The sequence below is a fragment of the Variovorax boronicumulans NBRC 103145 genome (assembly GCF_001591345.1).
GTDB lineage: Bacteria > Pseudomonadota > Gammaproteobacteria > Burkholderiales > Burkholderiaceae_C > Variovorax > Variovorax boronicumulans.
On sequence record NZ_BCUS01000038.1, the window covers coordinates 46,176 to 52,538 of the forward strand.

The following is a 6,363-nucleotide window of genomic DNA, read 5'->3' on the forward strand; positions in this document are numbered from 1 at the left end:
AACGAGGGCTTCTCTGCAGAGGCTCCCGGCCCGCGCGGCTGCGCGATGTCATGCAAATCCTTGGAAAAATCAATACCATGGACGCATGCAACACTTGATACCCAAGATCGAGTCGCAGCTGGCCTCGCTGCCCGTGCCCATCGCACTGGAGCTGCCCGACGGGCGCCGGGTCGCCCAGGCGGGTTCACGCGTGACGCTGGCTTTCAAGGAGTGGTCGGTGCTGGCCAAGCTGGCCGGCCGGCAGGTCGGGGCCATCGGCGAGGCCTACGTCGAGGGCAAGGTGCAGATCGAGGGCGCCATGCGCGACCTGATCGACGCCACCGTCGGCCTGTTGCCCGGCAACCCCGCCGAGACCGACACCACCTGGTGGAGCCGCCTGCAGCGCCGCGCCAAGTCGCGCGGCTCGCACTCGCTGCGCAAGGACGCCGCGCAGATCGAGTTCCACTACGACGTTTCCGACGATTTCTACGCGCTGTGGCTGGACCCGCGCCGCGTCTATTCATGTGCCTACTTCCGCACGCCCGAGCTCACGCTGGCGCAGGCGCAGGAGGCCAAGCTCGACCACATCTGCCGCAAGCTCATGCTGCAGCCCGGCGAGCGCTACCTGGACATCGGTTCCGGCTGGGGCGCGCTGCTGCTGTGGGCGGCCGAGCACTACGGCGTGGACGCCACGGGCATCACGCTGTCGAAGAACCAGCATGCGCATGTGCAGCGGCTCATCGAGGAGAAAGGGCTGCAGGGCCGCGTGCGCGTGGAGCTGCGCGACTACCGCGAGCTGCCCGACGACCAGCCCTTCGACAAGATCTCGTCGGTGGGCATGTTCGAGCACGTGGGCGCGGCCAACATGCCGACCTACTTCCACAAGATCCACACGCTGCTCAAGCCGGGCGGACTGGTGCTCAACCACGGCATCACCTCGGGCGAACTGAACTACCGCCAGCTCGGCGCGGGCATGGGCGACTTCATCGAGAAATACATCTTCCCCGGCGGCGAGCTGCTGCACGTGACGCACGTGCTGCGCGAGACCGCGGCGGCCGGGCTGGAGATGGTCGACACCGAGAGCCTGCGCCCGCACTACGCGCGCACGCTGTGGGCCTGGTCGGATGCACTCGAGGCGCAGCTCGATGCCGCGCGCGAAGTGCTGGGCCGCAGTGGCGGGCGCCAGGGCGAGAACGCCGAGCGCATTCTTCGCGCCTACCGCCTGTACCTCGCGGGCTCGGCGATGAGCTTCGAACAGGGCTGGATCTCGCTGCACCAGATGCTGTCGACCAAGCCCGACGGCAAGGTCGAACACGGTGCCTTGCGCGGTGCGCAATCGGTGTACCCTTTTGCCCGTGACTACATCTACAAATAAGTGAGGACACCACCACCATGCTCTACCGCTTCAAATCCCGGGCCGCCCCAGACTTCGTGATGCTCGAGGTGCACGCGCGCCAGCTGCTCGACATCGTCGGCAAGCCGGCCGCGCCGCAGGGCATCATCACGGTCGAGCAGATCCCCAGCGCCATCGCTGCCCTCGAAGCCGCACTGGCACTCGAAAGCAGCAAGCCCGCGCCGCACAACCACGACGAACACGTCGTCGAAGGCCACGACGCCGATGCCGAGAAGCAGCATGTCGGCCTGCACCAGCGCGCCGCACCGCTGCTGCACATGCTCAAGGACTCACAGGCCGAGAGCAAGGATGTGACCTGGGGGACCTGAGCCCCGACCTCAGCAAGTCACCCTGTCTTTTCGAGGAACACCGCGGAACCGGCTTTGCCGGGCCGCTGGTGTTGCCCCCTGCAAGGGGGTTGGCGTAGCGACACGAAGTGCGCGAAGACTGGGGGTTAGTCCACCTTCGCGCCCGAATCTTTCACGACCTTCGCCCACTTCACATGCTCACTCGCAATGAGCTTCGTGAAGTCCGCCGGCGAATTGCCGCTCGGGATCGCGCCCTGGGCCAGCATCTTTTCCTTGATCGCCGGCGTGCCCAGCGACTTGGCCACTTCCTGCTGGATGCGGTTCACGATCTCCGGCGACGTGCCCGCCGGCGCCAGCAGCCCGAACCATGAGCTCGCCTCGTAGCCCTTGAGCGCGGGGCCGCCGGCTTCTGCCACCGTCGGCACATCGGGCAGCGCGGGCGAGCGCTGGGCGCTGGTCACGGCCAGCGGCGTGAGCTTGCCGCCCTTGATCTGCGCCATCGACGAAGGCAGGTTGTCGAACATCAGGTCGGCGCTGCCGCCCACCAGGTCGAGCAGCGCCGGGCCCGAGCCCCGGTACGGGATGTGCGTCATGAAGGTGCCCGTCATGCTCTTGAACAGCTCGCCCGCCAGGTGGATCGACGTGCCGCTGCCGCTCGAGGCCATGTTGAGCTTGCCCGGGTTGGCCTTGGCGTACTTGAGGAAGTCCTGCACGTTGCGGATGTTCAGCGACTTGGCTTTCTCGGCGTTCATCTCCATCACGTTCGGCACGGCGGCCACCAGGGTGATCGGCACGAAGTCCTTGATCGGGTCGAAGGGCAGCTTGGGGTACAGCGCGCGGTTGATGCCGTGCGTGCCCACCGTGCCCATCAGCAGCGTGTAGCCGTCGTTGGGCGAGCGCGCGACGATCTCGGCACCCACGTTGCCGCCGGCGCCCGCGCGGTTGTCCACGATGAACTGCTGGCCGAAGGCCTTCGAGAGTTCGGGCGCTACCGCGCGCGCCAGGATGTCGGTGGTGCCGCCGGCCGCGAAGGGCACGACGATGCGCACCGGCTTGGTCGGCCAGGTGGCCTGCGCGTGTGCGGCGCCGCCCAGCAGCGCGAGGGTGGCCGCCGCCGTGGCGACGAGCGCGAAGCGGCGGGTGGATGAAGTGACGGAAGAAGAGCGGGAGATGGAAGTCATGCGCGCCTTTGTACAGGGGGGCGCCAAAGGCGTCGCGAGTAAAAACCCCGGCCTTCGATGGACATCGCCGCTCAGCCCACCTGCATCCGCTGCGCGAAGCGCGCCTCGCGAAAACGCGCCAGCACGAAGTCGACGAACACCCGCGTCTTGGGCGGCAGCAGCTTCTTGCTCGGGTAGTAGATCCACACGGCGCCCGAATCCTGGTACCACCCGGGCAGCAGCCGCACCAGTGCCCCGCTGCGCAGGCCGCGCTCCACGAAGGGCATCGGCAGCATCGCCACGCCGAGCCCCAGCAGCGCCGCCTGCGCGATCGCCTCGGGGTCGTTGAAGATCGCGCGCGGGCGCGCCGGCAACTCGACCATGGTTTCCTCGCCGCTCGCATGCCGCAGCGTCCAGGGCCGCAGCCGGCCCGTGGGCGAGGAGCGGCGCAGCAGCACGTCGAAGCGCGCCAGCTCGGACGGGTGCGCGGGCAGCGCGCGCCCTGCTAGGTAGGCCGGCGCGGCCACCGCGACCACGTGGATGCGCGCCAGCTCGCGCGCCACCACACCGGGCGACAGCGCGATGCCGCCACCGATGGCCGCGTCGAAGCCCTCGCCGACCAGGTCCACCTGCTGGTTGTCGAAATGCCAGTCGGGCACGATGCCCGGGTAGCGCGCCAGGAAGTCGCCCATGAACGGCAGCACATGCTCGCGCCCGAAGGCCTGCCCCATGCTCACCTTGAGCGTGCCCGAGGGCTGGCCGTCGTCCTGCGCGAGGCCGGCCACCGCGTCCTGCAGCGTGGCCAGCGCGCCGCCGACCTGCGCCAGGAAGCGCTCGCCGGCCTCGGTCAGCGTGAGCCGGCGCGTGCTGCGCTGGAACAGCCGCACGCCCAGCCGCGCCTCGAGCCGCGCCACGTTCTTGCTGACCGCCGCGGGCGTCAGCCCCAGGCGCCGCGCGGCCGCCGAGAAGCTGCCGCCCTCGGCGCTCTGCACGAAGGATTCGAGGTGATTGAGTGGTTCCATGCCGCCATTCTGGCGTCCATCTTCAACTTTGGGTTGAATCTGATCGGGCCGATTGATGGCTACCGCAAAGGGAATGGAATTCCGACACTGAAGGCCTTCCTCCTCCAACTGATCGGAAAAATCATGGCTTCCACCTCTGTGTCCTCTTCCCCCGTCCTGGCCGGCAAGGTCGCCTTCGTCACCGGCGGCTCGCGCGGCATCGGCGCCGCCATCGTGCGCCGGCTGGCGCGCGACGGCGCGGCCGTGGCCTTCACCTACGTCAGCGCGCAGGCCGAGGCTGACAAGCTCGCCGGCGAGATCCAGGCCGCCGGCGGCCGCGCGCTGGCCATCCGTGCCGACGCCGGCGACGCCGCTGCGCTGACGGCCGCCATTGCCCAGGGCGCACGCGCCTTCGAGCGCCTCGACATCCTGGTGAACAACGCTGGCGTGTACCTCGGCGGCGAGCTCGACACCTTCTCGCTCGAAGACTTCGACCGCACCATCGACGTCAACGTGCGCGCGACCTTCGTGGCCGTCCAGGCCGCCGCGCGCCACATGGGCGACGGCACGGGCCGCATCGTCAACATCGGCAGCATCAACGCCGAGCGCGTGCTGGACGCGGGCGCCAGCGTCTACGCGATGAGCAAGGCGGCCATCGTCGGCCTCACGCGCGGCCTGGCGCGCGACCTCGGCGCGCGCGGCATCACGGTGAACAACGTGCAGCCCGGCCCGATCGACACCGCCATGAACCCCGCCACCGGCCCGCGCGCCGCCTCGATGCACGACGTGATGGTGCTGCCGCGCCACGGCCGCGCCGAAGAAATCGCCGGCATGGTTGCCTACCTCGTGGGCCCGGACGGCGGCTTCGTCACCGGCGCCAACCTGAGCGTGGACGGCGGCTACACGGTCTGACCGGCAGTGCCTGAGTCGGGCGCGCGCTCCACCGCGCGGATCAGCGTGTCGAGCGTGTCGCTCAGGCGGGCCAGCTCGCCGGCGTCGACGCCCGCGAACAGCTCGGCCTCGCGCTGCCGTCCCAGCGCGCCGACGGTGGCGTGCAGCGCCTTGCCGGCGGCCGTGAGGTACAGGCGGCTGCAGCGCTGGTCGGTCGGGTCGCTGCGGCGCTGCACGCGCTGGTGGCGCTTCAGGCCCGCCAGCGCGCGGCTCACGGCCATCTTGTCCAGGCCGGTGAGGTCGGCGACCTGCGTGGCGCTGAGCCCCGGCTGCGCGGCCAGCACGGCCATCGCGCGCCACTCGTTCAGCGTGAGCTGGTGCTCGCGCCCCACGCGCTCATGGAACGGCCGCGCCGTGAGGTTGACGACCCGCACCAGCTTGAAGAAGAGCGGGTCCATGGCCGTTCGTGCTTTTGTGGTTCAGCCGGCCAGCTTCTTCGCCGCCGCCACGATCGCGTCCACGCCGACGCGCGACTGCGCCTCCAGCACCGGCGCGTAGCCGACCGGAATGCGCGGCGCGCCCAGCCGCGCGACGCGGCAGCCCGTGGCCTCGGCCGCGCTCGCGGCGATCTCGGCGCCGAAGCCCGCCGCCTGCACCGCCTCGTGCACCACCAGCAGCCGCCCCGTGCGCGCGCACGACGACAGCACCGTCTCGCGGTCCCAGGGCCACAGCGTGCGCAGGTCAATCAGGTCCACCGCAATGCCCTCGGCCGCCAGCGCGTCGCAGGCGGCGGCGCAAGGCTGCATCTGCTTGCTCCAGCTCACGAGCGTGAGCGCGTTGCCCTCGCGCACGCGCGCTGCCTGGCCCAGCGGCACGACCAGCGTGTCGTCCACCTCGCCGCGCACGCCCCACAGCGTCTTGTGCTCGATGTAGACCACCGGGTCGCCGCATTGCAGCGCCGCGCGCAGCAGGCCGTGGTTGTCCTGGGGTGTCGACGGGCTCACCACCACCACGCCCGGCAGGTGCGCGAACCAGGCCTCGAGCGACTGCGAATGCTGCGCCGCCGACGCGTCCCAGATGCCGCCCGGCATGCGCGCCACCAGCGGCACGCGGCCCTGGCCGCCGAACATGAAGCGGTTCTTCGCGGCCTGGTTCACCAGCTCGTCCATGCCGCACAGCGCGAAGTCGACCACGCGCATCTCGACCACGGGGCGCAACCCCGCGAGCGCCATGCCCACGCCGGCGCCCATGATCGCGGCCTCGCTGATCGGCGTGTCGATCACGCGTGCGGCGCCGTACTGCTGCTGCAGCCCCTTGTACTGCCCGAAGATGCCGCCGCGGCCCACGTCCTCGCCGAGCACGACCACGCGCGGGTCGGCGTCCATCTCCTGCTGCAACGCGCGCACGGCGGCTTCGGAATAACTCAGCGTCGTCACAGCCATTGGCCTGCTCCCGTGGTCTGCACGTCGTTGAAGGCGGCGCTCGCCTCGGGCCAGGGCGCCGCGTCGGCCACGGCCAGGGCCGTGTCCACCTCGTCGCGCGCGGCGTTCTCGATGGCGTCCAGCGTCGCGGCGGCCACGCCGGTGTCCAGCAGGTGGCCGCGGGCGCGCGCGATCGGGTCGGTCTCCAGC

7 protein-coding genes and 1 pseudogene are annotated in these 6,363 nt (G+C 70.3%); 3 read left to right on the plus strand and 5 right to left on the minus strand.

Going from position 1 to position 6,363, the window contains the following annotated elements; genetic code table 11:
* The first annotated feature begins 85 nt into the window (after nt 1–85).
* Complete coding sequence (locus tag VBO01S_RS13465) at nt 86–1,354, plus strand: class I SAM-dependent methyltransferase (RefSeq protein ID WP_062474832.1); 1,269 nt, start codon at nt 86–88, stop codon at nt 1,352–1,354.
* A gap of 17 nt (nt 1,355–1,371) precedes the next feature.
* Nucleotides 1,372–1,701, plus strand: a complete 330-nt coding sequence (locus VBO01S_RS13470; protein WP_062474835.1) for a DUF1840 domain-containing protein — start codon at nt 1,372–1,374, stop codon at nt 1,699–1,701.
* A gap of 125 nt (nt 1,702–1,826) precedes the next feature.
* On the opposite strand, the gene VBO01S_RS13475 is transcribed toward VBO01S_RS13470, so the two are convergent.
* Nucleotides 1,827–2,861, minus strand: coding sequence for a Bug family tripartite tricarboxylate transporter substrate binding protein (locus tag VBO01S_RS13475; RefSeq protein ID WP_062474838.1), 1,035 nt, complete (start codon nt 2,859–2,861; stop codon nt 1,827–1,829).
* A gap of 71 nt (nt 2,862–2,932) precedes the next feature.
* Complete coding sequence (locus tag VBO01S_RS13480) at nt 2,933–3,862, minus strand: LysR family transcriptional regulator (RefSeq protein ID WP_062474840.1); 930 nt, start codon at nt 3,860–3,862, stop codon at nt 2,933–2,935.
* Nucleotides 3,863–3,985: 123 nt separating this feature from the next.
* On the opposite strand from VBO01S_RS13480, the gene VBO01S_RS13485 reads away from it, so the two are divergent.
* Nucleotides 3,986–4,753, plus strand: coding sequence for an SDR family oxidoreductase (locus VBO01S_RS13485; RefSeq protein WP_062474843.1), 768 nt, complete (start codon nt 3,986–3,988; stop codon nt 4,751–4,753).
* Here the strand turns inward: VBO01S_RS13485 and VBO01S_RS13490 are convergent.
* The 3 genes and pseudogenes from VBO01S_RS13490 to VBO01S_RS13500 form a co-directional block, all read right to left on the minus strand.
* Entirely contained in the window at nt 4,741–5,190 is a 450-nt protein-coding gene (locus VBO01S_RS13490) for a MarR family winged helix-turn-helix transcriptional regulator (protein WP_062474846.1), read from the minus strand. The genes VBO01S_RS13485 and VBO01S_RS13490 overlap by 13 nt on opposite strands.
* Before the next feature lie 21 nt (nt 5,191–5,211).
* Nucleotides 5,212–6,174 carry an alpha-ketoacid dehydrogenase subunit beta gene (locus VBO01S_RS13495; protein ID WP_062474849.1) on the minus strand — a complete coding sequence of 321 codons (963 nt, stop codon included), beginning with the start codon at nt 6,172–6,174 and terminating at the stop codon, nt 5,212–5,214.
* A pseudogene (locus VBO01S_RS13500) lies at nt 6,165–6,363 on the minus strand (thiamine pyrophosphate-dependent dehydrogenase E1 component subunit alpha); the annotation flags it as partial. The pseudogene VBO01S_RS13500 and the gene VBO01S_RS13495, both read right to left, overlap by 10 nt.

Coding starts and splice junctions, on each gene's coding strand:
- VBO01S_RS13465 (WP_062474832.1), top strand. CDS start 86: ATGCAACACTTGATACCCAAGATCGAGTCGCAGCTGGCCTCGCTGCCC.
- VBO01S_RS13470 (WP_062474835.1), top strand. CDS start 1,372: ATGCTCTACCGCTTCAAATCCCGGGCCGCCCCAGACTTCGTGATGCTC.
- VBO01S_RS13475 (WP_062474838.1), bottom strand. CDS start 2,861: ATGACTTCCATCTCCCGCTCTTCTTCCGTCACTTCATCCACCCGCCGC.
- VBO01S_RS13480 (WP_062474840.1), bottom strand. CDS start 3,862: ATGGAACCACTCAATCACCTCGAATCCTTCGTGCAGAGCGCCGAGGGC.
- VBO01S_RS13485 (WP_062474843.1), top strand. CDS start 3,986: ATGGCTTCCACCTCTGTGTCCTCTTCCCCCGTCCTGGCCGGCAAGGTC.
- VBO01S_RS13490 (WP_062474846.1), bottom strand. CDS start 5,190: ATGGACCCGCTCTTCTTCAAGCTGGTGCGGGTCGTCAACCTCACGGCG.
- VBO01S_RS13495 (WP_062474849.1), bottom strand. CDS start 6,174: ATGGCTGTGACGACGCTGAGTTATTCCGAAGCCGCCGTGCGCGCGTTG.